The organism is Pseudoalteromonas sp. US3C1004 (genome assembly GCF_048401065.1).
Lineage (GTDB): Bacteria > Pseudomonadota > Gammaproteobacteria > Enterobacterales > Alteromonadaceae > Pseudoalteromonas > Pseudoalteromonas undina.
Genome location: NZ_CP183073.1, coordinates 2,252,573 through 2,267,506, shown reverse-complemented (window position 1 = coordinate 2,267,506; position 14,934 = coordinate 2,252,573). Strand labels below are relative to the sequence as shown.

General features: G+C 41.6%; 15 protein-coding genes. All 15 read left to right on the top strand.

The features are described from left to right. Positions 1 to 14 precede the first annotated feature (14 nt). The 15 genes from fliF to flhA all read left to right on the top strand — a co-directional run bounded on the left by fliF (position 15) and on the right by flhA (position 14,913). Positions 15 to 1,730: a flagellar basal-body MS-ring/collar protein FliF gene (gene fliF / locus ACNSN3_RS10615; RefSeq protein ID WP_054201723.1), complete on the top strand. Its 1,716-nt coding sequence runs from the start codon at positions 15 to 17 to the stop codon at positions 1,728 to 1,730. Then, on the top strand, positions 1,723 to 2,763 hold the full coding sequence (fliG, locus tag ACNSN3_RS10610; RefSeq protein ID WP_010387902.1) for a flagellar motor switch protein FliG: 1,041 nt from the start codon (positions 1,723 to 1,725) through the stop codon (positions 2,761 to 2,763). The genes fliF and fliG overlap by 8 nt, the downstream gene beginning before the upstream one ends. A 3-nt stretch (positions 2,764 to 2,766) precedes the next feature. After that, the gene (gene fliH, locus ACNSN3_RS10605; protein WP_055013207.1) at positions 2,767 to 3,570 is read left to right on the top strand and encodes a flagellar assembly protein FliH; all 804 of its coding nucleotides are present in this window, start codon (positions 2,767 to 2,769) and stop codon (positions 3,568 to 3,570) included. A gap of 17 nt (positions 3,571 to 3,587) precedes the next feature. Next, on the top strand, positions 3,588 to 4,922 hold the full coding sequence (gene fliI, locus ACNSN3_RS10600) for a flagellar protein export ATPase FliI (RefSeq protein WP_054201721.1): 1,335 nt from the start codon (positions 3,588 to 3,590) through the stop codon (positions 4,920 to 4,922). Next, positions 4,922 to 5,368 (top strand): flagellar export protein FliJ, encoded by a 447-nt coding sequence (fliJ, locus tag ACNSN3_RS10595; protein ID WP_010387909.1) that lies wholly within the window; start codon positions 4,922 to 4,924, stop codon positions 5,366 to 5,368. The genes fliI and fliJ overlap by 1 nt, the downstream gene beginning before the upstream one ends. An 87-nt stretch (positions 5,369 to 5,455) precedes the next feature. After that, positions 5,456 to 7,267 carry a flagellar hook-length control protein FliK gene (locus tag ACNSN3_RS10590; RefSeq protein WP_418607293.1) on the top strand — a complete coding sequence of 604 codons (1,812 nt, stop codon included), beginning with the start codon at positions 5,456 to 5,458 and terminating at the stop codon, positions 7,265 to 7,267. Positions 7,268 to 7,324: 57 nt separating this feature from the next. Beyond that, a complete protein-coding gene (gene fliL, locus ACNSN3_RS10585; RefSeq protein ID WP_010387911.1) occupies positions 7,325 to 7,852 on the top strand; it encodes a flagellar basal body-associated protein FliL in 528 nt (175 codons plus the stop codon). 9 nt (positions 7,853 to 7,861) lie between these two features. Further along, positions 7,862 to 8,953 carry a flagellar motor switch protein FliM gene (gene fliM, locus ACNSN3_RS10580; protein ID WP_010387912.1) on the top strand — a complete coding sequence of 364 codons (1,092 nt, stop codon included), beginning with the start codon at positions 7,862 to 7,864 and terminating at the stop codon, positions 8,951 to 8,953. Between the two features lie 20 nt (positions 8,954 to 8,973). Next, complete coding sequence (gene fliN, locus ACNSN3_RS10575) at positions 8,974 to 9,375, top strand: flagellar motor switch protein FliN (RefSeq protein ID WP_010387913.1); 402 nt, start codon at positions 8,974 to 8,976, stop codon at positions 9,373 to 9,375. Beyond that, positions 9,372 to 9,755, top strand: a complete 384-nt coding sequence (gene fliO, locus ACNSN3_RS10570) for a flagellar biosynthetic protein FliO (RefSeq protein WP_010387917.1) — start codon at positions 9,372 to 9,374, stop codon at positions 9,753 to 9,755. The genes fliN and fliO overlap by 4 nt, the downstream gene beginning before the upstream one ends. Positions 9,756 to 9,759: 4 nt before the next feature. Next, entirely contained in the window at positions 9,760 to 10,500 is a 741-nt protein-coding gene (gene fliP, locus ACNSN3_RS10565; RefSeq protein ID WP_010387920.1) for a flagellar type III secretion system pore protein FliP, read from the top strand. Positions 10,501 to 10,541: 41 nt separating this feature from the next. Beyond that, positions 10,542 to 10,811: a flagellar biosynthetic protein FliQ gene (locus ACNSN3_RS10560; RefSeq protein ID WP_010387922.1), complete on the top strand. Its 270-nt coding sequence runs from the start codon at positions 10,542 to 10,544 to the stop codon at positions 10,809 to 10,811. A 2-nt stretch (positions 10,812 to 10,813) separates the two neighbouring features. After that, positions 10,814 to 11,593 (top strand): flagellar biosynthetic protein FliR, encoded by a 780-nt coding sequence (fliR, locus tag ACNSN3_RS10555; RefSeq protein WP_418607291.1) that lies wholly within the window; start codon positions 10,814 to 10,816, stop codon positions 11,591 to 11,593. A gap of 9 nt (positions 11,594 to 11,602) precedes the next feature. Next, positions 11,603 to 12,733: a flagellar biosynthesis protein FlhB gene (flhB, locus tag ACNSN3_RS10550; protein WP_010387924.1), complete on the top strand. Its 1,131-nt coding sequence runs from the start codon at positions 11,603 to 11,605 to the stop codon at positions 12,731 to 12,733. A gap of 71 nt (positions 12,734 to 12,804) precedes the next feature. After that, positions 12,805 to 14,913, top strand: a complete 2,109-nt coding sequence (flhA, locus tag ACNSN3_RS10545; RefSeq protein ID WP_010387925.1) for a flagellar biosynthesis protein FlhA — start codon at positions 12,805 to 12,807, stop codon at positions 14,911 to 14,913. Positions 14,914 to 14,934 lie beyond the last annotated feature (21 nt).

Genomic DNA, 14,934 nt, shown 5'->3' with positions numbered 1-14,934 from the left:
AGTGGAGAATTATTGTGGCGCAATCTAATCAATCTACAGATCTGGCACTTGCTGATGGCATGATGGAGCAAAGTGAAACTGAAGATCAACAAGAGCAAAAATCAGGCTATTTCAGCGCCCTAGGTGGTGTTGATGTTTTACGTCAAATTACCCTGATTGTTGCATTGGCCATTTGTTTGGCTATTGCTATCTTCGTGATTATCTGGGCTCGTCAGCCAGATATGCGCCCATTAGGTAAAATGCAAACTCAAGAGTTAATTGAAACACTCGACTTTTTAGATGCGCAAAAAATTGACTATGAACTTGATGGTAATGTGGTGTCGGTTGATGAAACTGAGTATCAAAATATTAAGTTACTGATGACCCGTGAAGGCTTAGATCAAGGGCCTACATCAGGTAGCGATATTATTATGCAAGACATGGGGTTTGGAGTAAGCCAACGTTTAGAACGTGAGCGCCTTAAACATGGTCGCGAGCAACAGCTTGCCCGTACTATTGAAGAGCTAAACAACGTTACTCGCGCCAAAGTACTATTAGCTATTCCAAAAGAAAATGTATTTGCTCGTCGAGAGAAAAAACCCTCAGCAACAGTAGTACTAACGCTTAAGCGTGGTCGCTCACTAGATAGCGAAGAAGTTGACTCAGTAGTTGATATGATTGCTTCAGCGGTGCAAGGGCTAGAGCCTTCTCGCGTAACGGTGACCGATCAAAACGGTCGCTTATTAAATTCAGGTTCGCAAACCTCTTTGGCTGCACGCTCTCGTAAAGAATACGACCTAGAGCGTAAACGTGAGCAAGAATACCTAGAAAAAATTGACAGCATTTTAATTCCCGTCGTTGGCTTAGGTAATTACACCGCCCAAGTAGATTTAAGCATGGACTTTAGTGCAGTAGAAGAAACACAAAAACGTTACAACCCAGATTTACCGGCAGTAAGAAGTGAAACCACTTTCGAAGAAAATAATATCGGTGGTTTAGCGGTAGGTATTCCTGGTGCACTTACTAATCAGCCTCCGGTTAACTCAACTATACCTGAAGATGCAATGGCTGGCGGTGCAGGCACTGCAACCTCACCAAGTCGTACTCACAAAGAAGCTACCCGTAACTATGAACTTGATACCACTATTTCTCATAAACGTCAGCAAACGGGTGTGATCCGCAGAATAAGTGTGTCTGTAGCGGTCGATTACTTACCCACGGTTGGTGAAAACGGTGAAACAACCATGACACCACGCTCGGTAGAAGCTTTGTCAAATATTCGTCGCTTGTTACAAGGTGGCGTAGGCTTTGATATGCAACGTGGTGATGCACTTGAAGTAGTGACCGTGCCATTTGTTCGTGAAGACTCAGCGCTTGATTTCGAATTGCCTTTATGGGAACAAGACTGGTTTATGAAAATGATGCGCTTAGTATTAGGTGCGCTGGTTATTATTGTACTGATTTTAGCTGTAGTTAAGCCTATGCTTAAGCGCTTAATTTACCCAGATAATACACTTGAAGAATATGATGAAGACTCTCTTAGTTCAGGTGTTGACCTTGGTGACAGCACATTAGATATGCTTAATAATGACTTTGATTCTGCTTCAGTTGGCTTCTCAAGCGATGGTACACTACAGTTACCAGACCTACATGGCGACGAAGACTTATTGAAAGCGGTTCGTGCCCTTGTAGCCAACGAACCAGAACTATCATCACAAGTAGTGAAAGCGTGGTTAACAGAAGATGACTGATCAAGAACAAAAACAACTACCACCGGCGTTTGATGTTGATAAGCTCGATGGTGTAGATAAAGCGGCGATATTATTGCTAAGTTTATCTGAAGAAGATGCAGCGCAAATCCTAAAGCACTTAGAGCCAAAGCAAGTGCAAAAGGTAGGTATGGCCATGGCGGCAATCGATGATTTGTCGCAAGCTAAAATTAGTGCAGTGCACAACTTGTTTATCGAACAAATTCAAAGCTTTAGTACGATAGGTTTTCAGTCTGAAGATTTTATCAAAAAAGCACTTACGGCTGCATTAGGTGAAGATAAAGCTGCCAGCTTAATAGACCAAATTGTTATGGGATCAGGCGCCAAAGGGCTTGATTCATTAAAATGGATGGACTCAAAGCAGGTAGCGAATATTATTCGTAATGAGCATCCGCAAATTCAAACAATTGTGCTTTCTTATTTAGAGCCGGAACAATCTGCTGAGATTTTAGCGCAATTTCCTGAAAAAGTGCGCTTAGATTTAACCATGCGTATTGCCAATTTAGAAGAAGTTCAACCCGCGGCTTTACAAGAATTAAACGAAATTATGGAAAAACAATTCGCTGGTCAAGCGGGCGCACAAGCTGCGAAGATGGGTGGCTTAAAAGCGGCTGCAGATATTATGAACTACCTCGATACCAATGTTGAAGGGCAGTTAATGGATTCTATCCGTGAGCATGACGAAGAAATGTCGCAACAAATTCAAGACTTAATGTTTGTCTTCGAAAACTTAATGGATGTAGAGGATCGAGGTATTCAAGCAATTTTACGTGAAGTGCCTCAAGATGTACTGATGAAGGCGATTAAAGGCACTGATGAAGCGCTTAAAGAGAAGATTTTGGGTAACATGTCAAAACGTGCAGCAGAAATGCTTGCTGATGACTTAGAAGCTATGGCACCAGTGCGCATTAGTGAAGTAGAAGCAGCACAAAAAGAAATACTGTCAACAGCTCGTCGTCTATCAGATTCAGGTGAAATTATGCTTGGTGGTGGCGGTGGTGAGGAGTTCTTATAATTTATGAGTAACTCAAAAGGTCGCCCGTTACACGCTGATGAAGCTGATGAGCTATTAAAAAATTGGCCAATTCCAGATGTTGCGCCAGATGAGCGAAGTTTTGGCAATCGTTCGACCGCTTTTGGTACGCCATTGGCAGAGCTATACCATAAAGAAATGGCCAAAGAGCAAGATGAAGAGCCCGAAGAACAAGAATTACCTTCTCTTACTATGGTGGAGCTTGAGCGCATTCGCCAAGATGCGTATGAGGAAGGTCTTAAGCAAGGACACGAGCAAGGCTATATAGATGGTTTTGATAAAGGCGTAACTGAGGGAAAAGAAGCTGGTTACAAAGAAGGTGTTGAGCTGGGTAAAACCCAAGGTCAAGAAGAGGTTAAACCTTTGATGGATGAGCAGTTAACTCACTTACGCAGCTTGTTAGATAGTTTATCTGATCCACTTAAAAAAGTGGATGAGCAAGCAGAAAAGCAGTTAGTGCAGTTAGCGACTATGCTCAGTGAAGCAATCATTTATCAAGAGATAAAAACTTCGCCTGATATTATCTTACATACCTTGAAAAAAAGCATTGATGCATTGAATGCAGAGCAACAGAAAGTTAAAATTCATCTTCACCCAGAAGACCTAACACTTATAAAAACCAGTTATGGCGAGCAAGCTATTGAAGATAATCATTGGCAGTTAATTCCAGAGCCTACATTGGAGCGTGGCGGTTGTGAAGTTAAGACAACACTATCGTCTTTAGATATGACCTTGAAAACTCGTGTCAAAGAAACATTGGATAGTTTTTTGCATAATAGTGGTATCTAACTTTTTATTGGCGTGCAATGTCTGTGAGCGATACTTCATTAAGCGAACGCTTATCTCAATACCAACAACATATTAAAACCCCTGCCCCTGCGGTTGCGGGTGTTTTAACCCGTGTGGTTGGTTTAACACTTGAAGCAAAAGGCCTGCGAGCTCCAGTAGGCAGCCAATGTAAAATTGAAACCATGAGCGGCTTTGTTGATGCCGAGATTGTTGGTTTTAATGATCAAACCTTATATTTAATGCCCAATGATCATATCTCAGGTGTACTTCCTGGTGCCCGAGTTATTCCTCAAGTTAACGACACTGGTTTACCTGTTGGTATGAGTTTACTTGGCCGAGTTGTCGACGGTTTAGGGCGACCTTTAGATGGGCTGGGTAAAATAAACGCAGAACACACTCTTAAATTCGCTCAAAACGCAATAAATCCACTGGCAAGACGCCCCATTAGTAAACCTATGGATGTGGGAGTACGCGCTATTAACTCAGTAATTACCGTAGGCCAAGGTCAGCGTATGGGCTTATTTGCAGGCTCCGGTGTGGGTAAATCAGTACTATTGGGCATGATGACTCGAGGCAGTGAAGCCGATGTAATTGTAGTGGGTTTAGTTGGTGAGCGTGGCCGAGAAGTAAAAGAATTTATTGAAGAAATACTGGGTGTTGAAGGACGTAAACGCTCAGTTGTTGTGGCAGCGCCTGCTGATGCTTCACCATTAATGCGATTAAAAGGCTGTGAGAGTGCAGTCACCATTGCAGAATACTTTCGAGATCAAGGGCTAAACGTATTGTTACTGCTTGATTCGGTAACGCGTTATGCCATGGCACAGCGTGAAATAGCACTTGCTGTGGGTGAGCCTCCTGCTACCAAAGGTTATCCGCCTTCAGTATTTGCTAAATTACCAGCATTAGTGGAACGTGCTGGTAATGGCGGAGAAGGGCAAGGCTCTATTACTGCCTTTTTTACTGTACTGAGTGAAGGTGATGACATGCAAGACCCGATAGCCGATGCCGCACGTGCCATACTTGATGGGCATATTGTTTTATCGCGTGATTTAGCCGACAGCGGTCATTACCCTGCTATTGATATAGAAAAGTCTATTTCTCGAGTGATGCCACAAGTGGTTTCAGAGCCACATATGCAGCAAGCTCGGGTACTTAAACAAGTCTATTCTATGTATCAACAGAATAAAGATATGATCACCTTGGGTGCTTATCAAAAAGGCAGTGACCAAATGCTTGATCAGGCAATAAACATGATGCCAAGAGTGAACGCATTTTTACAGCAAGGCATGCGTGACGTGATTAGTTATGATGATGGCCTACAAGGGCTCGCACAATTATTAGGACAAGCATAATGGCAAAAAATAAACTACATTTGCTGCTTAAGCTTGAAAATGAAAAAGAAGAAACATTACGCATGAGCTACTTGCAAGCAAATCAAAACTTGCAGCTAAATCAGCAAAAGCTTCAAGGCTTAAATGACTTTCGACTTGAATATACGCAGCAACTTCATATTAAAGGGCAATCGGGCTTATCAAGTGCCGGGTTTAGCCAGTATCACGCATTCATAGCTAAGATTGAAGAGGCGACTCGCCAACAAGCGAGTACCGTTAATACTGCAAAACAAGTCGTGAGCCAGCGTAAAACGTTATGGTTAAAACAACAAGTTAAAGCGAAAGCGGTTGCTAAGCTAATTGAAAAGCAACAGTTAAAAGCGGATATGCTGGTGGCTAAGAATGAACAAAAAATGTTAGATGAGTTTTCTTCTAATCAATTTTATCAAAGGAATAAAGCACTATAAGGTAGGCATACTAATTGCTTATGTTCTATTAGAGCAATGTTTTTTAGGATTGTGCGGTGGGCTGTTGCCGCTTTTATTAGGTGATTTATGGCGATGAATGATATTTCAATGTTGGCGGTATCTGAGCAAGACTCATACTTAGTTAAAAAAGACAGTGATAAAGCAAAACTAGATAGTAGTAATGATGCTGGTTTTTTCGACCAACTAGCTCTTGCGAACCAAGCTTCTGAAACACAAGATTCAGAGGTCAAAGCGCCACACAAACAGCCTTCAGATGAACAACCCGACCTAAAAGAGCAAGATAGCGAAGAAAAGCCTTTGAGCGGTGAAGACATGTTGGCGCAAATTAATGCGGCACAAGTAATCGACACCTCAGTAAAAAATAATTCTCATAGCGGCGCAGAGTTAATAGATAAAGACGGTGTCAAAATAAACATCAAGCCTGAAGATAAGCTTGCACCTATTGTTATTAATTTGCCAAGTGATGAAATTGTTGATGATGCAGCTATTTTACAAGCACAAAATGCTGTAGGTGCTGAGTCAGCGAGCAAAACTGCAGCTGAGTCTTCACAGCTTGGAGCTAAATCGATAGCGACAGCTGCCATAGCCGGAGAATCTGAGACTGTTAAAAATGAGCAAGCGGTTGCTAAACCATCAGACAAGCCGACTGTTCCTACGAGTACTAAAGCATCGATAGACGCCTCTGTTTTAGCGCTGTTATCAAAAGATGATGATACAATTAAAGCAGATAAACTCTTAGCAAATTTAACGCCTTCACAACAAGATGAACTTGCTACTGAGCTTGATGCGATGAGCAAACCTATTGATAAAGACAATGTAGCGGATTTAAAGCAATTACTCAGTAAGTATGTTAGCGAAAGCGAGAAACCGCAAACTCCTCAACAAGCCATTAATACACAAATAAGTACGTTAACTACCCCAGAAAAACAGGCATTGCTTAATCAGATGCAGGCATACATTAAAAGTGAGCCTCTATCTACTAAAGAACTTACTTTATTAAAAGGGGTTATCAGTGATTTAGAAACAGCTATCAACGCAGACACTTTGTCTAGTGCCAAAGATAAACCGCTGTTTGCTAATAATACGTTGATAGCAGGTGTTACACCTAAAACACAACAAGGTACAGAGTCGGCTAATGTAAAACCTGAGCTAAAATTAGAAAGCTCTAAATCGATAGCCGAAACGCCAGAGGAGCTTGCTAAACAGCTTGATGTACTACAAAAAGAGAGTATGCGCGCTACTAACGCAGAGCAAATGCCACCGCGTGCTGCACAGATTTTTTCTCAAATCATTAATATATTTGATAAATCGTCGCTTAATACTATCGCTAAATACGATACTTTAGGCTACGAGCAAGCTATTATTGAAGCACAAAGTTTACAGGCCGGGCAGTTGCAAAGCACTGCACAAGCTAAACAGGTGAGCATTGATCCTGCTACCTTACAGGCGTTAAATATTATTAAAAGTGATGCTGCAAAAATGCTACAAGAGCGCGTTACTTCAATGTTAAGCATTAATAACAAAGAAGCTGAAATTCGTTTAGATCCACCTGAAATGGGCAGTATGCAAATTCGTATTCGAAGTGATGCGGAGCAAGCACAAATAAACTTTGTAGTGCAAAATCAGCAAGCCAAAGAAGCGCTAGAGCAATCATTACCTAGGCTTAGAGAATTATTAATGCAACAGGGTTTAGAACTAGGTGAAAGCAGCATTTCTTATGGTGGTTCATCTCCAGAACAAAACGAGCAACAAGAAGGTCAGCCACAAGGTCAAATGGCTAATAATAGCTCTTCAGATGAGACAAATAGTGAGCAACCAGATAAGCAAACACATAGTTCTGGACAACAAACGTCATCATCAATAGATTACTATGCCTAAGTCCTGCTATTATAATAGTTAAAACAAGCAAATACCTTTGCGAATAAAGGAAATACAATGGCTGAAGATACTAATTTAGAAATAGAAGAAGTCAGTAAAAATAAAAGCAAACTCATTATAATTATAGCCGCTGTATTAGTTATTGTTGGCGGTGTAGCTGGTTACTTTTTACTATCGGGTGATGATGAGCCCGTAGAAACTTTAACAGATGATGCCGCCAGTGGTGAAGTAGCCGCAGAATCATCAAGCTCCTCGGCAACGGTCGGCAGTGCGCTATATGTTGCTATGCCAAGACCTTTTATATTTAATGTTCCAGGGGCGAGTCGCGATAGAATTGTACAAATTAAAGTGCAATTGCTGGTGCGCGGAGATGGCAATGAAGAAACTGCTAAAAAGCATATTCCACTGATTGAAGGTACGCTATTGAGTGTATTTTCAATGACTACCGCAGATGAACTTAGCACCAGTGTAGGCAAAGAAACACTGCGCTTTACTGCGCTAGATAAAGTACAAGCTGCAATGATGGATGTGGAAGGAAGTAAAGTAATTGAGCGGGTACTGTTTACCGGCTTTGTGATGCAATAAGGGGTCAGTGTGAGCGATTTATTATCCCAAGACGAAATTGATGCGCTATTACACGGTGTTGATGAGGTCGAAGAGGAAGATATACACGACGGTGAAGACGGTGAGGGAAGTACGTTACAGTATGACTTCTCTTCGCAAGATCGCATCGTGCGTGGTCGCATGCCGACACTTGAAATTGTTAATGAGCGATTTGCGCGCCATATGCGAATTAGCCTTTTTAACATGATGCGCCGCACCGCTGAGGTGTCAATTAACGGCGTGCAAATGATCAAATTTGGTGAGTATATTCACACCTTATTTGTACCAACCAGTTTGAATATGGTGCGTTTTCGCCCACTAAAAGGCACTGGCCTAATTACCATGGAGGCGCGATTAGTCTTTATACTGGTAGATAATTTCTTTGGTGGCGATGGTCGTTATCATGCCAAAATTGAAGGGCGTGAATTTACCCCAACAGAGCGCCGTATCGTGCAAATGCTGCTAAAAATAATCTTTGAAGATTACAAAGAAGCATGGGCGCCGGTTATGGATGTGTCGTTTGAGTATCTCGATTCTGAGGTGAATCCCGCCATGGCTAACATTGTTAGCCCAACCGAAGTGGTGGTTATTAGCTCTTTTCATATTGAGCTTGATGGCGGCGGTGGTGACTTTCATATTGCGCTGCCTTACTCAATGCTCGAACCTATACGAGAGCTACTGGATGCAGGTGTTCAGTCTGATACTGAAGATACCGATTTACGTTGGAGCAAGGCACTTCGCGACGAAATAATGGATGTAGAAGTCGATTTGTCGACTCAGCTACTTGAAGTTGATTTAAGCTTAAAACAAATTATGGAGCTTAAGGCGGGGGATATCATTCCTGTTGAAATGCCAGAGCATATTACTGTGTTTGTTGAAGAGTTACCAACATTTAGAGCTAAAATGGGTCGCTCACGCGATAACGTTGCGCTACAAATTAGTGAAAAAATTAAACGCCCTGATTCAGTTAAATCTGAGCTGCATGTCTTTACTAAAGGCGGCAAAAAAATTGATTCAGATGCAGAATTAGCAGAACTAGAAGATGATTTACACCTTTCAAACGGTGTAGACTTAGACTGGTAATTGATTAAAAGGTTAAAAGTATGAGCGATGATCAAGATACGATGGACGAATGGGCAGCAGCACTTGCTGAGGCTGAGGGAACTGACGATGATAGTGCAGAGGTTAAAGTAACCGAGCTTGATGAGCTGGATGATTCAAAGCATGAGCTCAGCGGTGAAGAAAAACGTAAACTCGACACTATTTTAGATATTCCCGTTACTATTTCGATGGAAGTAGGGCGTTCTAAAATTAATATTCGTAACTTATTACAACTTAACCAAGGTTCAGTTGTTGAACTTGATAGGGTTGCTGGTGAGCCGCTAGATGTATTAGTTAACGGTACATTGATAGCACATGGTGAAGTAGTTGTGGTGAACGATAAGTTTGGTATTCGCTTAACGGATGTAATTAGTCAGGTTGAACGGATCAAAAAATTACGATGATAGCATTACTTGGTTTAAGCAATTCAGTGTTTGCAGCTACCGATGCTGCAACACCCACCACAGACATTATTTCAATGGTTATGTCGTTAGGTGTGGTGGTAGTGTTAATTTTAGTGTTGGCTTTTTTTGTTAAAAAGCTTAATCCAAATTTAACCAATAACGATGAATTCAAAGTGATCCGCAGTCTTCCTTTAGGCTCACGCGAGCGATTAATGGTAGTCGAGATAGATAATGCACAGCACCTATTAGGTGTAACTCCACATAGCATTAATTATTTACACAAGCTAGAAACTCCCCTGACAGAAAAAGAGTTACCAGAATTAGCTAAGCGTTTTGGCAAAATGTTGAATCCGCAACTTAATCAAAATAAAAAGAACTAATATCATGACTAAATGGCTGCTTTTCATATTTGCTATGGTATTCGTACCAGGAGTCAGTGCTGAAGGAATAGACGCGCTTACGATCACAAGTAATGCAGATGGCACGCAAGACTATTCAGTGACGCTACAAGTGTTAGCGATCATGACGGCTATGAGCTTTATTCCAGCAGCCATTATCATGATGACCTCGTTCACTCGAATTATTGTTGTTTTAGCTATTTTGCGCCAAGCGATTGGTTTACAACAAACGCCTTCTAATCAAGTATTACTAGGAATGTCGCTGTTTTTAAGTATTTTTATTATGGCGCCTATTTATGAGCAAATAAACGAACGTGCAATCGAACCGTACTTAAGTGAACAGGTAACATCACTAGAAGCACTCGATTTAGCTAAAGAGCCAATGAAAGCTTTTATGCTTTCTCAAGTACGATTAAAAGACTTAGAAACCTTTGCAAAAATAGCTGGGTACGATCAGCTTGATTCACCCGAAGCAACGCCATTGATAGTGCTTATTCCGGCGTTTGTGACCAGTGAGCTACAAACAGCCTTTATTATCGGTTTTATGTTCTTCATCCCCTTTTTGATTGTCGATTTGGTGGTTGCATCGGTGTTGATGGCCATGGGTATGATGATGCTATCCCCCATGATTGTATCGCTACCGTTTAAGATTATGTTGTTTGTATTGGTTGATGGTTGGAGCTTGGTGATGGGTACGCTCGCTAAAAGCTTTGGGTTGGGCACATAGTGGTGCTTTCTACTTTGAACCAATCACTCTAGGAGTCGCCCATGGAACCTGAAGTATTTGTTGATATTTTAAGTGGAGCCCTGTTTTTAGTGATTAAGCTGGTGTCTGCTATTGTGGTACCTGGTTTAATTATTGGTTTAGTAGTGGCAGTATTTCAGGCGGCAACCTCAATTAATGAACAAACACTGAGCTTTTTACCACGTCTATTAATTACTATTAGTGCGTTAATAGTGGGTGGACATTGGTTTACTCAAGAGCTGATGGATTTTTTTAATCGCTTAGTGCTTCTTATACCCGAAATAGCAGGTTAACGATGGAGTTCCCATTTTCCGTTGTTATTCAATGGTTAAGTGATTTTTTACTGCCCTTGGTGCGTATTAGCTCAATGATCATGATAATGGCGGGTATTGGCGCCAAAAACGTCCCTTCTCGAATTAAAATGGGCTTGGCTGTTGTAGTCACATTTTTAGTTGTGCCTGTTCTACCTCCAGCTACATTTACTAATTTATTTTCTTTTGAAATGGTTTTAGTGGTGCTACAACAAATGCTGATTGGCGTTGCGATTGGTTTTGCATCCACACTACTGCTCAATACATTTGTGTTAGCCGGGCAAATCCTTGCTATGCAAACTGGTTTAGGTTTTGCGTCTGTTGTTGACCCCTCAAATGGAATGAGTGTACCTGCTGTAGGGCAGTTCTACCTCATTTTAGCTACCTTGTTATTTTTTGTATTTAATGGCCATTTAATGATGATTCAAATGGTGGTACATAGTTTTCAGGTATTGCCAATTCATGGTAATTGGTGGGCGGTTGATCATTATTGGGACATAGTGACATGGGGTGGTTGGATGTTTACCACTGCACTAGTGCTTTCGTTAGCGCCATTAACGGCCATGCTTGTAATTAATATGTCATTTGGCATCATGACCCGTGCTGCCCCACAGTTAAATATCTTCTCTATAGGCTTTCCGTTTACCTTAGTGGCTGGGCTCGTTATTATTTGGGCTACCCTCGGTAACTTTATCACTCAGTTTGAGTTCCAATGGCTAAAAATGGTTGAGCTAATGTGTACTCTAGTTGGTTGTTCCCCTTAGGAGAGCGTAATGGCTGAAGATTCAGGACAAGAAAAAACCGAAGAACCCACGCCCAAAAAAGTTGATGATGCCAAAAAGAAAGGCCAAATAGCGCGCTCTAAAGAGCTAGGTACTATGTTTGTACTCATTTTTTCTGCTATTTCTTTATTAATGTACGGCCCTGAAATTGGTAAAGGCTTGTATCGAATTATGGGCAGAATGCTTAGTCTTAATCGCAATGAAACTTACGACACCACAAAAATGTTTGCGGTGTGGGGGGAGGTTGCTGACGTACTGTTATTTCCTATGTCGATGTTTGTACTTATTATTGTACTGGCTGCGTTTATTGGTAACACCATGCTTGGCGGCTTTAATTTTAGCTGGCAGGCAGCAGCGCCCAAAGCCAGTAAAATGTCGCCAATGAAAGGTTTTACTCGGATGTTTGGCCCGCAAGCGGCTATTGAGCTACTTAAGTCATTATTAAAGTTTGGCCTAGTGGCAACCTTCGCTATCTTTTTAATTAATGTTTATTTTGATGAAATATTACATTTGAGTATAGAAAGTGCGCCGGGCAATATCGTGCATGCTTTGGAAATATTAGCCTGGATGTTTTTAGGGTTATCTTGCACCTTAATTATTATTGCAGCTATTGATGCGCCATTTCAAAGTTATAGCCATAACAAACAGCTTAAAATGACGATGCAAGAAGTAAAAGATGAATATAAAAACTCTGAGGGTGATCCGCAAATCAAAGCGCGTATCAGGCAAACCCAACGTCAAATGTCGCAAAAGAGAATGATGCAGGATGTTCCTGATGCCGATGTTATTGTTACCAACCCTACTCATTACTCAGTGGCTTTAAAATACGACACAGAGCGAGCTGGAGCGCCTATTGTACTAGCAAAAGGCGTTGACGAACTCGCTATGCAAATTCGTAAAATTGCTTTGGGTAATGAAGTGCCCATTGTTGAGTCGCCTACCTTAACGCGAGCGCTTTATCATACCGCTGAAGTAGGGGATCAAATTCCCGATCAGCTCTTTACTGCAGTTGCTCAAGTGCTTGCCTATGTATTTCAGCTTAAACGGTTTAAAAAAGGCCGTGGAAAACGCCCTGTCGCGCTTAATAAAAAGCTGCCAATCCCTGATGAATTTAAGTATTAACCGCTAACCAACTAACTTGGAATAGTTATTGCAATTTCAGCGTAGTGTCAATTTTTTGAAATTGTAGAGTTATGGAATTTAAAGCGGTATTACAACAACTTAATAAAGATAAAAAAGAATATGCAAAAGGCGTTGGTACACCGCTTTTAGTCTTAGCTGCGCTTGGCATGGTTATATTACCACTGCCTCCATTTCTGCTTGATATATTATTTTCGTTTAATATCGCGCTCGCATTAGTTGTATTACTGGTCACCGTATATACCATGAAGCCGCTTGAGTTTGGCATGTTTCCAGCGGTGTTGTTAATCGCTACGATCATGCGTTTAGCACTTAACGTAGCCAGTACTCGGGTGGTACTTCTTGAGGGTCATAATGGTGGTGATGCCGCTGGTAAGGTAATTGAAGCATTTGGCTCGGTGGTGATTGGTGGTAACTACGCCGTGGGTTTAGTGGTGTTTCTGATTCTAATTATCATAAACTTTGTGGTAATTACCAAAGGTGCAGGGCGTATTTCTGAAGTGTCAGCACGCTTTACCCTTGATGCCATGCCGGGTAAGCAAATGGCGATTGATGCAGATATGAATGCTGGCTTTATTAGTGCAGAGCAAGCCAGAGAGCGTCGTGATGAAGTAACCCGTGAAGCCGACTTTTATGGTTCTATGGATGGTGCCAGTAAATTTGTAAAAGGCGATGCTATCGCGGGTATCGTCATTTTAGTGATCAATATTGTAGGTGGTTTATTTGTTGGCATGATCCAGCATGACTTGAGCTTTTCACGCGCTATGGAAGTGTACACACTATTGACCATTGGTGATGGCTTAGTCGCGCAATTACCTTCATTACTACTTTCAATTGGTACTGCGATTGTTGTAACGCGTCAAAATGAGTCGCACAATATGGGCGATCAGTTTAAGCAGCAGCTAGGAAACGAAAAATCATTATTTATTGCCTCTGGTATCCTCATTACTATGGGTTTAGTCCCAGGTATGCCGCATATTGCATTTTTAAGCTTAGGGGCGCTTTTAGGTTACCTTGCATACTACACCCAGCAAAACAAACTTAAATTGGCGGCTGCTGAGGCCGAAGAAGCTGAAAATGCAGCCTCAGGTACCGGGATTGCGGCTAAACAAGAACAAAAAGAACTGGGTTGGGATGATGTACAGCAAGTTGATGTTATTGGCTTAGAAGTAGGTTATCGATTAATTCCTTTGGTTGACCAATCACAAGGTGGTGAGCTGTTAAACCGCATTAAAGGGGTGCGTAAAAAACTATCTCAAGAGCTGGGCTTTTTAGTACCGCCTGTACATATTCGCGACAACCTTGAACTTGATCCAAATGCGTATCGCATCACTATGATGGGTGTATCAAGTGGTGAGGGAGAGCTTAAACACGGCGATGAATTAGCAATTAACCCAGGCCAAGTGTTTGGCCCGCTAAAAGGCATTGAAACTACAGACCCTGCATTTGGTTTAGATGCGGTATGGATAAAACCCGATCAAAAAGATGAAGCGCAATCTTTAGGTTATACCGTAGTTGATTCAGCAACCGTTGTGGCCACTCATATTAGCCAGTTACTCACCAATAGCGCCGCATTATTGCTTGGCCACGAAGAAGTACAAAACTTATTAGATATGTTAGGTAAAAGTCACCCTCGCTTAGTTGAAGGGCTAGTACCTGAGGTATTACCGCTAACCACCATCGTTAAAGTACTACAAAACTTATTAAATGAAGGGGTAGCAATACGAGATATGCGCTCAATTGTTCAAACCCTTGTTGAGTATGGCCCTCGTAGCCAAGACCCTGATGTATTAACGGCTGCAGTGAGAATATCGTTGCGTAGATTAATCGTTCAAGATGCTGTTGGTATGTCTTCTGAAATCCCTGTCATAACCTTGGCGCCTGAGTTGGAACAGATGTTGCATCAGTCACTTCAAAATGCAGGTGATGAAGGTGCCGGAATAGAACCAGGACTTGCTGATAGACTTCAAACATCATTGAATGAAGCGCATCAAAATCAAGAAATGGCCGGTGAACCTTCAATATTGCTAACGTCAGGAATGTTACGCACTGTGTTATCTCGATTTGTTAAATACACCATTCCAGGATTGCGAGTGATGTCTTATCAAGAGATACCAGATGAAAGACAGATCAAGATTGTCAGCTCTGTAGGCCAACAATAAGATTTTAAAGGGGTTTGAATT